At 34.7% G+C, this 15,671-nt stretch carries 20 protein-coding genes; 19 read left to right on the forward strand and 1 reads right to left on the reverse strand.

The features are described from left to right. Window positions 1-214 precede the first annotated feature (214 nt). Entirely contained in the window at window positions 215-478 is a 264-nt protein-coding gene (locus QSJ81_RS02760) for a hypothetical protein (RefSeq protein ID WP_285715883.1), read from the reverse strand. Between the two features lie 616 nt (window positions 479-1,094). On the opposite strand from QSJ81_RS02760, the gene QSJ81_RS02765 reads away from it, so the two are divergent. From QSJ81_RS02765 to QSJ81_RS02855, 19 genes are all read left to right on the forward strand, one after another. Further along, a complete protein-coding gene (locus QSJ81_RS02765; protein WP_285715884.1) occupies window positions 1,095-1,880 on the forward strand; it encodes a slipin family protein in 786 nt (261 codons plus the stop codon). 310 nt (window positions 1,881-2,190) lie between these two features. Continuing rightward, on the forward strand, window positions 2,191-2,403 hold the full coding sequence (locus QSJ81_RS02770) for a DUF255 domain-containing protein (RefSeq protein WP_285716060.1): 213 nt from the start codon (window positions 2,191-2,193) through the stop codon (window positions 2,401-2,403). Window positions 2,404-2,534: 131 nt separating this feature from the next. Further along, window positions 2,535-3,041, forward strand: coding sequence for a GNAT family N-acetyltransferase (locus QSJ81_RS02775; RefSeq protein WP_285715885.1), 507 nt, complete (start codon window positions 2,535-2,537; stop codon window positions 3,039-3,041). Between the two features lie 314 nt (window positions 3,042-3,355). Beyond that, entirely contained in the window at window positions 3,356-3,946 is a 591-nt protein-coding gene (locus QSJ81_RS02780; protein ID WP_285715886.1) for a hypothetical protein, read from the forward strand. Window positions 3,947-4,299: 353 nt separating this feature from the next. Beyond that, on the forward strand, window positions 4,300-4,737 hold the full coding sequence (locus QSJ81_RS02785; protein ID WP_285715887.1) for a MarR family winged helix-turn-helix transcriptional regulator: 438 nt from the start codon (window positions 4,300-4,302) through the stop codon (window positions 4,735-4,737). A 55-nt stretch (window positions 4,738-4,792) separates the two neighbouring features. Beyond that, complete coding sequence (locus tag QSJ81_RS02790; protein WP_285715888.1) at window positions 4,793-6,082, forward strand: hypothetical protein; 1,290 nt, start codon at window positions 4,793-4,795, stop codon at window positions 6,080-6,082. Window positions 6,083-6,176: 94 nt separating this feature from the next. Beyond that, a complete protein-coding gene (locus QSJ81_RS02795) occupies window positions 6,177-6,389 on the forward strand; it encodes a DUF255 domain-containing protein (protein ID WP_285715889.1) in 213 nt (70 codons plus the stop codon). Between the two features lie 207 nt (window positions 6,390-6,596). Next, window positions 6,597-7,196: a LysE family translocator gene (locus tag QSJ81_RS02800; RefSeq protein ID WP_285715890.1), complete on the forward strand. Its 600-nt coding sequence runs from the start codon at window positions 6,597-6,599 to the stop codon at window positions 7,194-7,196. A gap of 1 nt (window position 7,197) precedes the next feature. Continuing rightward, window positions 7,198-7,974, forward strand: coding sequence for an AraC family transcriptional regulator (locus tag QSJ81_RS02805; RefSeq protein WP_285715891.1), 777 nt, complete (start codon window positions 7,198-7,200; stop codon window positions 7,972-7,974). Between the two features lie 14 nt (window positions 7,975-7,988). Next, window positions 7,989-8,396, forward strand: a complete 408-nt coding sequence (locus QSJ81_RS02810; RefSeq protein ID WP_285715892.1) for a DUF2000 family protein — start codon at window positions 7,989-7,991, stop codon at window positions 8,394-8,396. Between the two features lie 202 nt (window positions 8,397-8,598). Beyond that, window positions 8,599-8,763, forward strand: coding sequence for a DUF255 domain-containing protein (locus QSJ81_RS02815; RefSeq protein ID WP_285715893.1), 165 nt, complete (start codon window positions 8,599-8,601; stop codon window positions 8,761-8,763). Window positions 8,764-9,115: 352 nt separating this feature from the next. Next, a complete protein-coding gene (locus QSJ81_RS02820; RefSeq protein WP_285715894.1) occupies window positions 9,116-9,949 on the forward strand; it encodes a DUF5984 family protein in 834 nt (277 codons plus the stop codon). Window positions 9,950-10,056: 107 nt separating this feature from the next. Further along, window positions 10,057-10,500: a hypothetical protein gene (locus QSJ81_RS02825; RefSeq protein ID WP_285715895.1), complete on the forward strand. Its 444-nt coding sequence runs from the start codon at window positions 10,057-10,059 to the stop codon at window positions 10,498-10,500. A 68-nt stretch (window positions 10,501-10,568) separates the two neighbouring features. Further along, window positions 10,569-10,964 (forward strand): barstar family protein, encoded by a 396-nt coding sequence (locus tag QSJ81_RS02830; RefSeq protein ID WP_285715896.1) that lies wholly within the window; start codon window positions 10,569-10,571, stop codon window positions 10,962-10,964. A gap of 133 nt (window positions 10,965-11,097) precedes the next feature. Next, a complete protein-coding gene (locus QSJ81_RS02835; protein WP_285715897.1) occupies window positions 11,098-11,286 on the forward strand; it encodes a DUF255 domain-containing protein in 189 nt (62 codons plus the stop codon). Between the two features lie 148 nt (window positions 11,287-11,434). Continuing rightward, the gene (locus tag QSJ81_RS02840; protein ID WP_285715898.1) at window positions 11,435-11,872 is read left to right on the forward strand and encodes a GNAT family N-acetyltransferase; all 438 of its coding nucleotides are present in this window, start codon (window positions 11,435-11,437) and stop codon (window positions 11,870-11,872) included. Between the two features lie 355 nt (window positions 11,873-12,227). Next, window positions 12,228-12,656 carry a hypothetical protein gene (locus QSJ81_RS02845; protein WP_285715899.1) on the forward strand — a complete coding sequence of 143 codons (429 nt, stop codon included), beginning with the start codon at window positions 12,228-12,230 and terminating at the stop codon, window positions 12,654-12,656. Window positions 12,657-12,795: 139 nt separating this feature from the next. Beyond that, on the forward strand, window positions 12,796-14,844 hold the full coding sequence (locus QSJ81_RS02850) for a thioredoxin domain-containing protein (protein ID WP_285715900.1): 2,049 nt from the start codon (window positions 12,796-12,798) through the stop codon (window positions 14,842-14,844). A gap of 112 nt (window positions 14,845-14,956) precedes the next feature. Beyond that, entirely contained in the window at window positions 14,957-15,445 is a 489-nt protein-coding gene (locus tag QSJ81_RS02855; RefSeq protein ID WP_285715901.1) for a ferritin, read from the forward strand. Window positions 15,446-15,671: the final 226 nt, after the last annotated feature.

Below are 15,671 nucleotides of genomic sequence, written 5' to 3' on the forward strand. Positions count from 1 at the left end.
ATAATGTGTTCATCTAATCTTCAGGTCATGCAGAGAAGCGATATAATCTTTAATAGTATCGATGAGTCGTTTTCCTAGGGAGATCAATTATACAGCGTAAACAGTTTTTTTATGACATTGGTGCCATATGTAACCTTTTCGGAGTAAGAGAAAATAATAGAAAATCCTGCTATTGCTAGCAGGATTTTCTATTATTTTTCAGTGATTTTTCTAGTTATAAAACATCTATAAGTTTTTCATCACCACAAATCACGTTATACCAATACGTTGAACCTATATCACTAACAACTATTCTATCATTAGGTTGTAACAATTTCAGTAGGTTATCACATAGAGTTTCGCAAGTGTCTAATGATGAAACTATCCAACAAGAGTCTGCTAATTTACAAGCTTTAGGAAGTATTTCAATCTCATGAGTTATTTTACTATGGTTTGCTTCGGACTTCTCATGTAAGTCGTATATTATCATTTGTGGCATTATAATCCTCCTTACAGTAGTAACTTACTAGTGATATTTATACTATGGTAAAAGGATTTTTCCTGCTTAGTTTTAACAACTTAAAGCATTTTGATATTTGTGTAATGTTTTATGATCATCAACCATGAAAGGAAACCTAGTCAGAATTTTGACTAGGCTTATTTTTGCATAAAAATGAGCTAGAGCCGTTTACGCAGAGGGTAAGAGAATACGATTTTTCTTGATTTTTACTAGTATGGAGGTAATGCTGATACTTTTTTTGTACATACTAAAGAGTGTGCCTTAACCATTTACTTGACCTATGAACCAATTTGTAATATGATGATCCCTTACCAAATAACGGGGGCATTTATTTAGATTCCGAGTTCAGTGGGCAGGGGAGCGAGAAAAGGTTCATTCTTAATTGACAACTGGCAAAACCTTAATATTTAAAGGTATAGATTGCCTCCATGATGTAAAGTTAGCGCTAACTAGCTCCGAGGTGTGGCTAAATTAAGGCCTGGGAAAATCGTTCATTTTAAAATTGATTTAGATGCGATCCACTAGATAGCATAATGTTCTTGGTTATATCCATTAGTACGAGTGGGAAATATTAATTTATATAAGGAGTGGAATAATGATTTTAATTTTTTTAGTAATTTTCTTAATAGTTCTTGTATTATCCAGTCTTCGTACAGCGGCGGAATGGGAAAGAGGGGTTGTCTTTTTCTTGGGAAGGATAAAGCCCATTCGTGGGCCAGGGTTGTTTTATATTATACCGATTTTTGAATCTGTTAAAAAGGTTGATCTTCGTACTACAACAGTAGCAATTGACACGCAGGAAACAATTACACGGGATAATGTTTCAATTAAGGTTAATGCTGTTATTTGGTATAAAGTCATTGATCCTATTAAAGTACTTGTGACGGTTGAAGATTTTAGGCAAGCTGTTTATCAATTTACAGCAACTAATCTAAGAAATCTGATCGGACAACACTCTCTTGATGAAGTGCTTAAAGAACGCAACAAGATTAATAACGATTTAATCAACATTTTAAATAGTACGGTCATTAATTGGGGTATTGAGGTAGATAATGTAGAAATTAAAGATATTGAAATACCTGTAGGTATGCAACGAGCAATGGCAATGGAGGCAGAAGCGCTTCGTGAAAAAAGAGCTAGAATCATTAAAGCATCAGCGGAATTTGAAGCATCAGAACAATTGGCTGCGGCCTCAAAAGTAATTATTGATAATCCAGTAGCGCTTGAGCTTAGGCGTATGCAAATGATTACTGAAGTAGGGGCGGAACAAAATACAACTACGATTATTATGGTACCTTCCGATTTTATAGGCCTTGCGAAAGAAGCTAATGATTTCTTTAGCAATAAGAATAAATCTATAACTGAAGTGACAGTTAAATAATTATTGCAAAAAACATTAGCTTTTATTTATTAGCTGATAAGAAGCTAATATTATTTTTACGAGAACCATCGGAGTATTTATATGCTATGTTGATTACACCCATTGTAGGGTGCTTACCTAACAATAGGGATATTTCTCGCGTATCGTTTTATTATGCTTGCAATGCTGGCTAGTGATTTTACAATAATATGGATAAAAACTCTGTGATAAATTAAAAGTATTGGCGTAATGCTGATACTTTTTTTGTACATACTAATCATGAATGTGCCATGTAATGTAGCTAATAAATAGGGGTGATTTCGTGGACAAAATGCCTAATCGTCTGATAAAGGAAAAAAGCCCGTATTTGCTTCAACATGCCTACAACCCTGTAGATTGGTATCTTTGGTGTGATGAATCCTTTGAAAAAGCAAGGCGAGAAGATAAGCCAGTGTTCTTCAGTAGTGGATATTCATGCTGCCATTGGTGCCATGTCCATCAAAGTAATAAGTTCATTTATAATAATCTGATTAAACCAGCGTAACTCCTGCATTGCTTATGATAAGTGATGCAGGAGTTATCTTTTTGCAGTAGAAACTAATAAAAATGATTGGTCAAAATTAACGATATGGATTTATTCCTACTGTATTTGGTGCTTTAAAAGGAGTGTGCTTTATGGGTGATGTTAAAATTCGGTGGGCTAACTATAATGATTGGCATTATTTGAGCTTGATTCACTCTAAGTCATATCAAGATGCTTATAAAGGTATTATTCCAGATGTCTTTTTAGATAATTTTACAGTAGAAAAAAGGGCTAAGTATTATCAAGAATCCCTAAGAGAAGGTATTGAGAAAATAGCGCTTATATTTATGGATAAAAAAGCTATTGGTTTTATTGTCATAGGTAAATGTAGAGATAATGATTTAGATGATATGTATGGTGAAATTTGGGGTATATATTTGTTGAAAAATTATTGGGGAAAGGGATATGGGAAAAGGCTTATAAACTGGGGAATAGATAGAATAAAAGAGTTTGGCTGTTATAAAACTTCCTTATGGGTGCTTAAAGACAATACAAATGCCAGAAGGTTTTACGAGAATTTAGGTTTTATATCTGATGGGGCAGAGAAGTTAATTATAAGAGGTAAAGGATTAGTTCAAATAAGATATCAAAAAGTATAATTTATTATATCTAACTCATTCGCGAGAGTGATCATTTTTTTGCTTTTTCAATGGCATGTAATATTTTGGGGTTTCTTAAACTTCGTACTGATGGTTCGAGTCCTTCCGGGCGCACCATAGAGAATATTGCAACGGCAGAGTTTAGAAGTCTTCTAAGCCTTGACGTTTTGTATTTCAGCAGGCTAGTTGTAATTATTAGTATTGACATACATTTAATGGGGATTTTTAGAAAATAAGATATAAGTTGCAGATAATTATGGTATAATTTAGAAAATAATTAATATTAGGTTGTTTGAAAGGAGAGTAATATTTTTATGAAACCATACATTTCTCAAGCTATAGAAAGTAATAGTTGTGGTGCACACTCAATCGCTTATTATTTATGGGAAACTAATAAATCTCAATTCATAAATGATAAAATTTTTGTTGCTAATATACATAAAAAAATACAAGTTGGAACAAACGCTATAGGTATTCCTGAAGTTTATGCAAGCCCAGAAAAAATTTCAGAAGAATTAAGTAATAGTTGGCATTCACATTCCTATACTTGTCTGTTGTCAAACAGCCCACTCTTGCCAATTGCAAAGGGACTTAATATATCTTTTAAAAATATAAATGTTCTTGATAAAGTTAAATCTGGTGCTAACCAATATGCAATTATTATATCTAGTATAGGGCGGCAATCGCCACTTTTACACTACATGCTTATTAAATATGAGAATTCTTCATTTAAACTTTTGGATTCACTTTATAACCTAGATCATACTACGTTCCAAGTTTTAGATTCGCCCTATAGCCAAGATCATGTGGTATGGGAAAACTTTAGCCTCGAAGCTAATAGCAAACTTACACTAGATCGGGATTCAGCCTATTACTATACAGGAGCTGGAATTATTATAGAGTGAGTAGTATACCAAAGTACCTTCATTATCCTTCGAGATGCTATTGTTAGTGGTATACCAGAGAATATCCGATTTGTTGAAAGTATAAACGAAGTGATATCACTAGGATCGCTTCAAGCTGCGTTATGATAAATATATATTCATAGATATGAGTTGAACCTTAGTCAATAATTTGACTGGGGTATATTTTTTTTTCTAAAAAGGCATAAGAGCCGTTTTTACGCAGGGGGAGCAAGAGGTTTTTATTTACGAAAACAAATTAATATGAAATAATACCTAGGTAGTTACTTTCGACCATATATTTGCTATAATAATAGTTAAACGATGTTAACTATTATTATAGAGAAGGATTTCAAATGATACTATCAGATATTTTTATAAAACTTAGAGAAGTTATATTTGAGGTAGCGCAAACTTATAGAGACGCTAATTCTATGCCCGATTTGCCCAATTTAACTGTGAAGCAATATTACTATCTTGATGTTATAAGTCGGATGAATAATCCTACATATAGTAAAATAGCGGAAAAATTTAAAGTCACCAAACCGGCAGTCACGGCCCTTGTAAACAGACTTATTAACTTAGGCTATCTGGGAAGAGTACAATCAGAAGAGGATCGGCGGGTTTATTATATTTGGATTAGTGATAAAGGCAAAAAATTGATTGAAATTAATAATAATGCTGCGAATGCTTATGCCAGATATGTTGAAGGTTGCCTTACAAAAGATGAGCTAGAAAGCTATGCCCAAATATTAGAAAAAATAATTGCAGATTATACGTCGAAAAAAGATTAGTATTTTTTATAAAAATAGTTAATTTAGTTAAATTAATTATTTGGAGGAATCTATTATGAAAAAAATCCCTATGTGTTTTCCAGTTGTCGCACAAGATGCCATTAATTATCTCATTGGTAAACACCTTGCAAACAGTCAGATCAGTTGTGTTTTAAGGCTTAAAGGAAGGATTAATGAGACAATGCTGAAACAAGCCGTTCGTTTATCCTTAGATGTTGAGCCAATTCTAGGGTGTCGCCTTATAGAAAATGACAATAACCCTGTTTGGGAACTACGTGACGATCTTGACGAGATTGAATTGTGCTCTGTTATTGAAACCGATTCAGTTGATGTAGAATTGCAAAAATTTATTGGCGCTCGTTATGAGTTTGTCAGCGATTGTCAGCTAAAAGTGAGAGTACTAAGGGCCGAATCAGATATAATTTGTGTGAAAATTAATCATGCATGTTCAGATGCGGGAGGACTCAAGCAGTACCTGAATCTATTAATATCTATTTATGATTTACTATTCAAAGGGCAGCAGTATGTTGTTCAATTCAGATCGTCTTATAGTCGTGGTCAGGATCAGATTTTACGTATTCCTAATGCTGCTAACATAGTTGGTGAAATAGCAAAAACTGGGGTTAATCCTAGTCGCCCTACGGTAGCATTTCCTTGCAATCCAGGTGAGAATAAAGAACAAGCATTTATACTGAAAAAATTGTACCCAGTTGATAAAATTGCTGACTACGCCCGAAAAAATGATGCCACGGTTAACGATGTTCTTTTAACTGCCTTTAATAGGGCTCTTCCTAAAATGGCGAAGATAGAAAATAAAACTATATCCGTATATATAACTATGGATTTGCGAAGATATTTAATTGATCATAAAACAGAAGCGATTTGTAATCTTTCGGCAATGCTGCCTGTTATGATTAGTAATGATTCGACTGAATCATTTGAAGCAACATTATCAAAGTTAGTGATAGAAACCAGGAAATTAAAGAGTAATAATTCGGGAATAAAAAGCGCATATTTATTGGAAATGGCTCATGCAAAATTAAGTTTTAAGGATGGCAGTATTCGTTTTCAGCAGCGCCGAAAACAGACTTCTATGAACCAATTGTGTATTCCGACTTTTTCAAACGTTGGAATTATTGCGAAGGAAACAATGAAGTTTGGGCTATTAGAAGTTGCCGAATGTTATATAGTAGGACCAGCAGCATTTTCACCTGATTTTGGGATGGTGGCTAGTACCTATGAGAACACTATGACCTTAGCCGTGAACTTTTTTCAGTCGACAATGCAAAAAGAGACGATAGAACAATTTATTGATGCGATCTTAAATGAACTTCCCATTCATTGATATCAGACAACCGTTCTTGGTTAATCTAGTCTGAGGTTTCTACAAATTATTGGAATAATAAGGAGAAGTATATATTATCAGGGAGGCGTTATTCGTGGAAAATAAAACCTACTACGATCCAAAAACTAAAAATCACGATATAAACAGTCAAAATACTAACAAACCTAATCGTTTAATTCACGAGAAGTCCCCATACTTACTTCAACATGCCAATAATCCAGTAGACCGGTATCCATGGGGGGCAGAAGCGTTTCAGAAAGCACAGCGTGAGAATCGGCCTGTATTTTTGTCCGTAGGCTATTCCTAGTTATGCTTAAAATAATGTAAGGATGTTACTTTAATTTACATGCCATTGGTGCCATGTCGCCTCATGGAACTAAATATAAAAAACTATAGTAGATATAGCCAGCAATTTATGTGCTGGTTTTTATATTTGCAGCCTGCAATAATATACTATACGCACTTATTTTTTTGATATATGATTCATGATAATAACATTAGAGGAGCTTATATCATGGACATTACATCTTTCTTAATATACTGCGTTATTATAACATTTACCCCTGGACCTACCAATATTGTTATATTGTCAACGGTACAGGGGTTTGGAATGAAAAAAGCTATGGAATACACATATGGAGCTACAATTGCCTTTGGTGCCTTACTTGCCATTTCCGCTATATTAAATACCGTGCTTGTGGTCGTAATCCCTCAAATTTTGATTATAATGCAGATAAGCGGAAGCCTTTATATTCTGTATTTGGCTTATCAGATATATAATATTGATGCATCAGGAACAAATGTAGAACAAGTTGCTACCTATAGGTCAGGTTTTATTATGCAGTTTGTAAATCCCAAGGTGGTGTTGTTTACAATGACGGTAATCCCAAGTTTTGTTATGCCATACTACAGTGAACCCTATACATTAGCAATTTTTGTTGCAATTATTACCGCGGTTGGCTTTTTAGCATTTGTCACTTGGGTACTTTTCGGGGCGATTTTCAAGGAACTCCTGCTGAAGTATAAAAAGCTAGTTAATGTAAGTATGTCACTCTTTCTAATCTATTCTGCTATAATAGGTTCGGGACTAGTTGAGATTATTAGGAGATGGTGATATGGAAAAATTCATATATAAAAAATCATCGGATATTACTGTGCTATCAGCTAGTTTTACTGATTTCGCATATAAAAAGCATTGCCATGAGGAATACGCATTAGGTGTAACTCTACGTGGCATTCAACAGTACAATTTAGGTGGCAGTTTACATTCATCATATGAGAATGGGGTTATGCTCTTTAATCCTGAACAGATACATGACGGCAGGGCGCATGATAGTACGGGTCTTGATTATGTTATGCTATATATTGAGCCAAAACTGTTTTTGGAGATGCTTGGGAAGAAAGATGTGGTTCGTTTTGCATCCCCAATTGTCTATAATCAAGCTCTTAGGAATAGTATCTTAAATCTTTCAAGTGCAATTCTAAGTGGAAAAGGTGAATCCTTGTGTAGTGAATTGCTCCTATCCCTTGTAGATAACTTTAATCCAACTAATATTTGTACAACGTACAAAAACGATAATAAACTAATTAAAAAAGCAAAGGAAATGATTTATTCTAAATTAGAAAATGTACTGAGTCTTGATGAAATTTGCAAAGAACTTGCCATGTCAAAGTTTCAGTTTATCAGATTATTTAATACCAATATTGGAATTTCACCATATCAATATTTTATATTTTGCAAGGTAAATCGTGCAAAGCAGTTACTGGAAAAAAACAAAGATATTTATGCGGCTATAGCAGAGTGTGGTTTTGTTGATTTATCCCATTTAAATAAGCATTTTAAAAGAATATATGGAATAACAGCATTTGAATATATATCACATTTAAATTGAGGAAGAGGTTTAAAATGGAATTTGATACTAAGCTTGTAGTTATACTTAGAGATGACCTTTTAACATGGCAAAAACTAAATGTTACAGCATTTTTAATGAGTGGAATTGGAGCCACTCAAAATATTATTGGTGAATCTTATGTTGATGCTGATGGGGCAACCTATCTTCCGATGTCACAACAGCCAATTGTTGTTTATTCTGCCAGTGGAGAAGAGATGAAAGAGGTATTGAAAAAGGCTCTTACTAAAGAAGTAAATATAAATATCTACACTGAAGAACTTTTTAAGACTTTTAACGACGAGGACAATCGTACCAAGGTCGCTGAGTATAAAACTGATGACTTAAATCTTGTAGGTATTGGTATGATAGGCAAGAAAAATCATGTTAGCAAGCTGGCAAAAGGACTTAAACTGCATGATTAGAATAAGTATAATATGTGTTTGAGTGAACCATATTGGGGTATGCGGACAGTTTGGTGGTTCAAGATATTTAATGGTTTGAATCGCATACTCTCAAAGTGAGCAGTGAAGAATAGAAAAAGTATTAGCGTAATGCTGATACTTTTTTTGTGCATACTAACTAGGAGCGTGCCATGTAATGGAACTGATTTAAAGGGGTGATTTCGTGGACAAAAAGACCAATAAATTAATAAATGAAAAGAGTCCGTATTTGCTCCAACATGCTTATAATCCAGTAGAGTGGTATCCTTGGTGCGATGAAGCCTTTGAAAAAGCAAGGCGAGAAGATAAGCCAGTGTTCTTCAGTAGTGGATATTCATGCTGCCATTGATGGCGTGTCGCCTCATGGAACTAATTTGTTTGTACTTATCTAGTCTATTATGAATCAAATGTAATTACTTATCGTTCATTAATGTAAAATAGTAACAGAATGTCTCCCAAAAATTAAGTGATGCTTCAAAAGAGTCATTACATTACAACTAATATAATGGCATATCATATTATCATCGAATTTTAGATTTCTTAATTTTTTACAAAGCCCATATTAATATAAGAGACAAGATAACTCAGCACGAATATGTGCTGAATTTTTTTATTTAAAGGATAAATCCGATGCAAGATTAAATATTATAATAGGGTCGTATGATATACCCCTAAAATGGTATTGCAAAGGAGTGCAGAGCATGTCAATTATTAGACACCGCATTAAAGAAATTGAAAATATTACGCCTTGGGGTAATACTGAGTCAGGATATTTTCTGCACTGGTTTGGGCTGACAGATTCACATTATTGGATTTCATTTGGACAAAATGAATTATTGCGATACAGTGATGATTTTATTAAAAAATACAAAATGGATGCGACGTTCCCATATGTCAATTACCAGTTTGCCCGAATTTATGATGACTTTTTTTCAATACTTGATAAGGTAATAGTTCCTATTCCATTTAATGTCTTTTCATACATTGATAATATGGAGAAGTTTGATGTGTTTAGGAAATCCCTGTATTTATGGATAAATAATGTATGGAATGAAGAAGATGAGCAGTATGATGAAATCTATGCACCCGCTCGTGATTGGGTTCATAGTAGAAGACTAGATTCAGGATATTTAGTTGGTGCGCCTGATATTTATTTTTTTGCAAGTGATGGCAAAGTTTATATCCGTTGGTATTGTGATTATAAAGACCAAGAAGGAATTGCGATGTGGAAAGAACTAAAAGGCGAATATGTCATGAATTATAGTATCTTTATTGATGAAGTAAAACAATCATTTGAGTTATTCTGGAATTCTATGGATGAAAGAGTAGAAGAAGTGCTTTCAAATTGGTCTCGTGACAATATACATATTGATAAGAAATTACTATTAAAAAATCATAATGAATTAAAGAGTGTGTATCAATCGTCCATAAAATATATTTTTTCAAGTGAGTTTGCATCATCAATTTCATATAAGACAGATTATTGGGATAATATTGAGAATAAGATAAAACTGATATTGAAATCAACAAAGTAATAAAACCCAGGGAATAAATGGTAGATTGAGTGTGGTAGAATGATGATTACTTCTTTGCCTTGTGCTATTATTGAGAGAAAATTAGTAATGAGGGGAGGATGGTTCTGATGTCTATTTCAGCATCTATAGATATTAAATTAGCTTTTCGGGACAGTCAGACCATATCAAAAGTGGCATTAATCCAAAGCCTGTTGGATTTCGGATGGACTTTTAAGGATTGTGGAAATATGACCTATTTACCGATTGGTGATGAAGATAAATTTGATTGGAAGACTGAGAATATTAGCGTAGAATCGCTGATGGTGTTATTAAATGAGAAAGAAAAAAGAGACGAGCAAATTGGTGTCGCTATGACATGGAAAGACAGTGGCATTGGAGGGGATGTCCTTTTAATGAAAAATGGTGAAATATCTGTTAGTTTAACTATAAATAGAAGAGTGATAATTGATAGTGATATTACAGATGTAAACTGGTATTTAGTCAAATTGCTACCAGCCTTAAATGATAACAATCTTATAGTCGAATCATTTTCGTATGAAGAGCATATATAGATTTGTTTAGCTGTACATAAGCGGAATGAGTGGGCGGACAGGCTGTTCGCTATTAATTGGGGAGAGCTATGAATAAGAAGAAAATAATAATAGATGGAAATAGATATAATGATATTGATGGATTCTACGATGAAGTGGATAAGGTGCTTACAAAAGGACTGACGTGGAGGACTGGACATAATTTAGATGCTTTTAATGACTTGTTGCGCGGAGGGTTTGGCGTACACGAATATGGAGAAGCAATCGTTATTATATGGGAAAACGCAACAAAAAGTAGAGTTAATTTCGGATATGATGCAACTATTAAACATTACGAAAGAATGTTAACGAGATGTCATCCGACAAATGTGAACAATGTAAGTTATTTGTTAGAAGATGCGAAACAGAAAAAGGGCGAAACATTATTTGAAATAATCATCAAGATAATTCAAAGCCATGACAATATTGAATTGAAGCTAAAATAAATATACAAATGTATGAAGAGGTTATTAATGCTTGATTATAGGTAAAAAAGTATTAGCGTAATGCTGATGCTTTTTTTGTACATACTAAATGTAAACATGCCATGTAGTGTAACTGACATAAAGGGGTGATTTCGTGGACAAAAAGCCCAACAGGCTGATAAAAGAAAAGAGTCCGTATTTGCTCCAACATGCCTACAACCCAGTGGATTGGTACACTTGGGATGATGAAGCATTTGAGATAGCTAAACGCGAAGATAAGCCCGTGTTCTTGAGTAGTGGATATAGCGCCTGTCATTGGTGCCACGTCTCCTCGTGGAACTAATTTAAATTGTAATTTATGAGGTAAAACCAGCATAAAAAGTGCTGGTTTTTGTATTTGCAGGATAAATATGGAATGTAGCGAATGCTCTAAATTAGAGAATGAATATTGCGGCAGATTACTCTTAAGACAGATTTGAAAGGAAAGTAATATGATAACGATAAAACCTATTACTATTTCAGATATTGAACGTTATGCTATTCTATGCGACGAATTGTTTAACTCCAAAACAAATTTAGTCAAGTTAGAAGTAGTATTGACTAAACTCATCAGCAATCCTGATTATATTTTGGTGGGAGCAGAAAGCGAAAGTGGGGAATTGCTTGGTTCAGTAATGGGTATTACCTGTTTTGATACAGTTGGGGAGTGTCGTCCATTTATGGTATTAGAAAATCTAATAGTAAGGGAGAATTGTAGACGGTTAGGTATTGGTAAAAAGTTAGTAGAATATATTGAAGTGCAAGCTCGTGAGAAAAGCTGTTACTTCATAATGTTAATGTCTCTAATCAAACGAAAAGAAGCACACCAATTCTACGAGACTTTAGGTTATTCAGCTGATATTGCTAAAGGTTATAAAAAATATTTGTGAGGAAGAGCTGGAATGGCTCTGTTGCTTCGGTTTTTTGTTAGGAAATATATGGGAACGATTTTATTGTATTCAATAAAGAGTTGTCAGTGGGGACGGTACCTTTTGCAGCCTTTCTAATATAGAACAGTGACAATTTAGTACCGTCCCCTGCTGAGTGGCAAGTGTTCGAAGTGTGGGCAATGGACTACTGACAGCGATAAACCAGACGCAGTTAAAGGCTTGTGCAATGGTGGTATATTTAACGGTGATTTACTTTGTGACGAGTGCTTGCCAGGACATCATAGATGGACGTTTTAATTGTATTTTGCGGTAATTTATATTGTATTAATTAGGTTAGGAAAGGTGGTATAAAGATTTGGAGATACAAGAGCAGATGAGCAGTCTTGCAAATACTGCGGTGAGATATGCACAAAAGTTTAATGAAAAACTGGATTTTAGCAGAGAAAGTATCAAGGTAGTTGAAGAAATATTAGAGTATTATTTCCAGGATTTGCAGAACTGTGCAGCAGATGAGAAACCATCGGAAGAACAAGTCTGGTCGATGGCGTTGATATGGGGAGCCTACATCGGGGAAGTAATGAGGCGAGAGTTAGGGCCAGACTATATATGGTCCAACGAAGAAAAATTTGAGGAAAAAACTCCTCATATCTTGAAAGTCGGTAAAAGTCAATGTGCTTTCCCAATCAACAAAGTGCATAAACGACTGTTAAATGGGCCTGAAGATAATATCGTCTCTTTTGTCGATGTGTTAATTGATGTATTTGAAAATGGGATGCCAAAATAAGAAAGGCAGGAATAACTCTGGGGAATTGGTCGGTATGACGAATGAAAGTATTAGCATAATTGCTGATACTTTTTTTGTATATACTAATTAGGAGCATGTGTTATGCCGCGTAATAGAACAGAAAATAGGGGGTATTATTGTGGACAAAAAAGCAAATCGATTGATAAATGAAAAAAGTCCATATCTCCTGCAACATGCCTATAACCCAGTAGATTGGTATCCCTGGGGCCAAGAAGCATTTGAAAAAGCCTCTAGGGAAAATAAGACAATTTTCCTAAGTGTTGGATATTCGAGCTGCCATTGGTGCCATGTCATGGAGCGGGAATGTTTTGAAGATCAGGAAGTAGCTGATGTATTAAATGATCATTTTGTTTCTATAAAAGTGGATAGAGAAGAACGTCCAGATGTGGATGGAATTTATATGTCAGTGTGTCAGGCACTTACGGGACAAGGGGGCTGGCCTTTAACGATCATTATGGACCCTGATAAAAAACCTTTTTTTGCTGGGACATATTTCCCTAAACATCGCAAGATGGGCAGGATGGGTTTACTCGAACTCTTAACCGTAGTGCATAAAAAGTGGCAAGAGAACCGAGAAGAGATCCTCGAAGCTAGTAATCAAATTGTAAATATCCTTCAACGCCCTAACCAACCAAATGAAAAAGGACAGATTGGCACGGATTTACTGGAACAAGCTTATCTGGAATTAGAGAATAGCTTTGATCCTAAATATGGGGGTTTTGGCACTGCACCCAAATTTCCGACACCCCATAAAATGAATTTTTTACTTAGGTATTGGCGGCATTTTAAGAAAGATAAGGCTCTTAGCATGGTAGAGAAAACTCTCCTATCGATGTGGCAAGGCGGAATCTACGATCATTTAGGATATGGTTTTGCTAGATACTCTACAGATCAAAAGTGGTTAGTACCTCATTTTGAAAAGATGTTATACGATAATGCATTATTGTGCGATAGCTATCTTGAGGCGTATCAATGTACTGGTAATCAAGAATTTGCTAGAATTGTTGAGGAAATCCTGACTTATGTCATGCGAGACATGATGAATGAGAAAGGCGGTTTTTTCTCAGCAGAAGATGCTGATTCTGAAGGAGTGGAAGGTAAGTTCTACGTTTTCACTAGAAAAGAGATAATGAATATAGTAGGAGAAGAAGCAGGGACTATTTTTGCGGATTTTTATGAGATTTCCTCTCAGGGGAATTTTGAGCATGGGACAAGTATTTTACATGTTATTGGAAGAGATTTTGAGGCTTTTGCTAGTTCTGTAAATAAAACGGTAACAGAATTGGCAGACTTATTACAGCGAGGGCGGGAAAAAATCTATCAGGTAAGGGAAAAACGTATTCACCCTTATAAAGACGATAAGATTCTTACAGCTTGGAATGCATTAATGATTGCTTCTTTTGCGAAAGCATCTCGGATTTTAGAGCGAGATAATTATTCTATGGTAGCAGAAAGGGCAATTGAATTCATCTTTGACAATCTTGTACGCGCGGATGGACGTTTGCTGGCTCGTTATCGTGATGGAGACTCTGCTCACTTAGCTTATCTTGATGACTATGCATTTTTGTTGCTGGCACTTCTTGAAACGTATCAAACGACCTATAAGGATACTTATCTGCAGCGAGCAATTAAGATAGCTGACGATATGAAGGCTTTATTTGGGGATGAAAAAAAAGGCGGATTTTTCTTTTATGGTGTGGATGGAGAAGAGCTAATTACAAGACCCAAGGAGATTTATGACGGAGCTATTCCTTCAGGCAATTCTGTAGCGGCTTTGGCGTTGCAAAAATTAGCTGACATTACAGAGAACGAAGATGTAAGGAAAATGGCAGAAAAACTATTGGATAGCTTTGCTGGAGAAGTTAGTCGCTATGCAGCAGGTTATACTTATTTTATGATGGCTGTCGACTATTATTTGGCTGAAAAAATAAAAGTTGTCATTGTAGGTGACAAGGATTTGCCTGATACGAAGGCGATGTTACAGGCAATGAATCATGTCTTTTTGCCTACAGCAACAGTACGCTTTTATGATATATATTCGCAAAATACTAGTAATTATAAAGGTACTGAGGGGAGAGCTACGGCCTATCTTTGTAAAGGTGTTGCATGTCAGCCCCCCATTACAGATGTGGAAATTTTTCGTACGAAATTATTACATAATAATTAATATTAATAATTATTATTATGTAACAATAAAAACATATTGATAACAATAGAAAAATATGCTAAAATTAAGTTAATAAAAATGATAAGTGGTTCTAATGAAAGGGGAATATAAAATGATTGGTAAAAAACTTCAAGATGCAATTAATAATCAAATCCAAGCTGAAATGAGCTCAGCGCATCTTTATTTAGCAATGTCTGTAGAAAGTGAAGAGAAAAATCTTAAGGGATTTGCTCACTGGCTTAAGTTACAATACCAAGAAGAAAACGGTCATGCCTTTAAACTGATTGATTATTTATTAGAGCGAGGCGGCAGTGTTAAGCTACAAGCAATTGAAGCTCCAGCAAGTGGTTTTGGCACTCCTGTAGAGTTGTTTGAAAAGGTATTGGCTCATGAAATACACATTAGTAAATTGATTAACAAGTTATATGAAGTAGCCTTAGAAGAAAAAGACTATGCTGCACAAATCTTCTTACAATGGTTTATAACAGAACAAGTGGAAGAAGAAGCGAATGCTTCTGCAGTATTAGAAAGATTGAAATTTGTTGGCGATAAAGGCGGCTCTCTTCTTTATATTGATAAAGAACTTGGGAAACGCGATTAATAGCATCAAAAAGGAAGAATTCATTCCTAGTAGGGATGGATTCTTCTTTTTGCTATAGTGACGTATGCCTATTTGCCAGACATGGGAGAGTAGCTTCTCTATGATTTTAAAGAGATTAGGATGTTAGAAGCCAGTGAAATCATAACTTGATTATTTTTCCAGTTATTACTATAATGGTATTGTTAACGTTAATATATTTTAGGTTAACAATACCATTATAAAGGAG

This window comes from Pelosinus sp. IPA-1, assembly GCF_030269905.1.
Taxonomy (GTDB): Bacteria; Bacillota; Negativicutes; order DSM-13327; family DSM-13327; genus Pelosinus.

Coding starts and splice junctions, on each gene's coding strand:
- QSJ81_RS02830 (WP_285715896.1), top strand. CDS start 10,569: ATGAATAAGAAGAAAATAATAATAGATGGAAATAGATATAATGATATT.
- QSJ81_RS02780 (WP_285715886.1), top strand. CDS start 3,356: ATGAAACCATACATTTCTCAAGCTATAGAAAGTAATAGTTGTGGTGCA.
- QSJ81_RS02840 (WP_285715898.1), top strand. CDS start 11,435: ATGATAACGATAAAACCTATTACTATTTCAGATATTGAACGTTATGCT.
- QSJ81_RS02785 (WP_285715887.1), top strand. CDS start 4,300: ATGATACTATCAGATATTTTTATAAAACTTAGAGAAGTTATATTTGAG.
- QSJ81_RS02855 (WP_285715901.1), top strand. CDS start 14,957: ATGATTGGTAAAAAACTTCAAGATGCAATTAATAATCAAATCCAAGCT.
- QSJ81_RS02770 (WP_285716060.1), top strand. CDS start 2,191: ATGCCTAATCGTCTGATAAAGGAAAAAAGCCCGTATTTGCTTCAACAT.
- QSJ81_RS02825 (WP_285715895.1), top strand. CDS start 10,057: ATGTCTATTTCAGCATCTATAGATATTAAATTAGCTTTTCGGGACAGT.
- QSJ81_RS02810 (WP_285715892.1), top strand. CDS start 7,989: ATGGAATTTGATACTAAGCTTGTAGTTATACTTAGAGATGACCTTTTA.
- QSJ81_RS02805 (WP_285715891.1), top strand. CDS start 7,198: ATGGAAAAATTCATATATAAAAAATCATCGGATATTACTGTGCTATCA.
- QSJ81_RS02775 (WP_285715885.1), top strand. CDS start 2,535: ATGGGTGATGTTAAAATTCGGTGGGCTAACTATAATGATTGGCATTAT.
- QSJ81_RS02800 (WP_285715890.1), top strand. CDS start 6,597: ATGGACATTACATCTTTCTTAATATACTGCGTTATTATAACATTTACC.
- QSJ81_RS02765 (WP_285715884.1), top strand. CDS start 1,095: ATGATTTTAATTTTTTTAGTAATTTTCTTAATAGTTCTTGTATTATCC.
- QSJ81_RS02820 (WP_285715894.1), top strand. CDS start 9,116: ATGTCAATTATTAGACACCGCATTAAAGAAATTGAAAATATTACGCCT.
- QSJ81_RS02790 (WP_285715888.1), top strand. CDS start 4,793: ATGAAAAAAATCCCTATGTGTTTTCCAGTTGTCGCACAAGATGCCATT.
- QSJ81_RS02760 (WP_285715883.1), bottom strand. CDS start 478: ATGCCACAAATGATAATATACGACTTACATGAGAAGTCCGAAGCAAAC.